Origin of the sequence: Helicobacter didelphidarum (assembly GCF_003364195.1) — a bacterium.
Classification (GTDB): domain Bacteria; phylum Campylobacterota; class Campylobacteria; order Campylobacterales; family Helicobacteraceae; genus Helicobacter_A; species Helicobacter_A didelphidarum.
This window is the reverse complement of sequence record NZ_NXLQ01000111.1, coordinates 1-1,780: the sequence shown is the minus strand read 5'-3', so window position 1 is coordinate 1,780 and position 1,780 is coordinate 1. Positions and strand designations below refer to the sequence as shown.

4 protein-coding genes and 1 pseudogene are annotated in these 1,780 nt (G+C 27.2%); all 5 read left to right on the top strand.

The genetic code is table 11. The features are described from left to right. A pseudogene (locus tag CQA53_RS12740) lies at window positions 1–220 on the top strand (hypothetical protein); the annotation flags it as partial. A 9-nt stretch (window positions 221–229) separates the two neighbouring features. After that, window positions 230–568, top strand: coding sequence for a hypothetical protein (locus CQA53_RS13440; RefSeq protein WP_245945911.1), 339 nt, complete (start codon window positions 230–232; stop codon window positions 566–568). Further along, window positions 568–1,008, top strand: coding sequence for a hypothetical protein (locus CQA53_RS11195; protein ID WP_115543999.1), 441 nt, complete (start codon window positions 568–570; stop codon window positions 1,006–1,008). The genes CQA53_RS13440 and CQA53_RS11195 overlap by 1 nt, the downstream gene beginning before the upstream one ends. Beyond that, on the top strand, window positions 1,008–1,181 hold the full coding sequence (locus tag CQA53_RS12735) for a hypothetical protein (protein WP_181882473.1): 174 nt from the start codon (window positions 1,008–1,010) through the stop codon (window positions 1,179–1,181). The genes CQA53_RS11195 and CQA53_RS12735 overlap by 1 nt, the downstream gene beginning before the upstream one ends. 191 nt (window positions 1,182–1,372) lie before the next feature. Further along, entirely contained in the window at window positions 1,373–1,657 is a 285-nt protein-coding gene (locus tag CQA53_RS11190; protein ID WP_147290051.1) for a hypothetical protein, read from the top strand. Window positions 1,658–1,780: the final 123 nt, after the last annotated feature.

Below are 1,780 nucleotides of genomic sequence, written 5' to 3'. Positions count from 1 at the left end.
GAGTATTTGGGATTTTACTATCAATGATATTCCATATACTTGGAAATTTGATTTAGATTTTGCAGAAAATCAAATTAGACCTGCACATCAATATTCACAAGATAAAACCCTAGAAAAAATAGTCAAGGATTTATGTGATATTCTTAATATGCTTGTAGAAAATGGGGATATAGAATCTACTGATGATACCGCAGAGGATTGGCAACCACAGCATTACTAGGAGAGATGATTGAGAGATAGAATTATGGCTTGGGTATTGAAGTATTATCCGCAAACAAATATCAAATCTTTCGAATATCATTTAAGTGTATATAAAGCATACAAAGACTTGCCACATTTTATAACCACTAAACTTGCCAGTATGGACACACAAAGAATGGAGCAAGATATGGATAGAGTTATTAAATATAGCAAAAAACATAATCTATACTACATCATTAATCAAAACTACCAAGATTACCAAAACTCATTTTATTTTGGCTTAGACTTTAGAATCTTTAGCAAGAATGCTAAGGTAATAGAAATAAAACATAATAATTGTGTTAATTTGAAATTAGGGGTTTTGTAATGGTGTTGCTTTATATGTGGCTCAAGCAAGGAATATCTGATTTTGATAATTTAGTTTTAGCTATTGCTTGGATTTTTTATTTTATCATTATGCCCTTTATTATCAGTATGTTGAATAAAACAGAGTTTTTCAATGCTATATTTTATTCAAAACCATTTTTTATGCTATGGATTATTACGATTTTATTAGGCACAACTTGTGCGATTTTATATTTTGGGTGGGATTGGCTTTTGTTACTAAATATTGCAGCCACGGGGATAACAACAATTACCCTAACTTTACTTCCTATTTTAAACACAGATTCTAAGCATAAAATGAGTATTCTAGAATCTCTTTTTGTATTTCTTATATTCTGTGTTATATTTGTAGATAATGTAATTGCTAGTCCATTTTTTATTTTATTTTATGGCACTTCATTAATTGGTCTTGGGGGCAGATAATGCAAACTACTATCAAACAATCAGCACAACAAAACAAATACCACATCACCAATCAAAACTACCAAAATTACCAAAACTCATTTTATTTTGGTTTAGACTTTAGAATCTTCAGCAAGAGTGCTAAGCAAATTAAGATTCCATATAATTATAATTTTTTATTTATCATTATTTAAGAGTTGGTAAAATATGAGTTTTATTTATTATTATATATCAACATTATCTTGTCTTAATAATAGGTTGGATATTTTATTTCTTTATTGCATTTATTGTAATAGGATATATAAATAAAATAATTTATTTTTATAAAATATTTGCTTGTAAAAGTTTCTTATTTGGTTATATGTGTGGAATAGTATTTGTATGCTTGTATTATATATACACCAAAGAAGGCATAAAGACAATTCCTGTGCTTTTACTTGCTTTCATAAGCGGAGGAGGGATACAAATCTATGGAGTATTGTTAAAATTATATTTTTATAATAAAAAAGAAAATATTTATTTTAGTTTTATGCAAAATATTGTTATATTTATCATTACTGCATTATTGCTTGGATTGTTACTTATAGATATTATGGCTTGTTCTCCATTTGCGATAGGTGGAGCAATAATTCAAAGAATTATAATAAATAATGAATTTTTTGTGAAGTAAATTATATATGAGGATAATTTAGACAATGGCGATACTCTATCTTAGTTTATTTCACAGCACAAGCTTGTTTATCAAACCAATTCTTATAGCAATATGGCTATTTTATCTTATAATTGCTCCTAT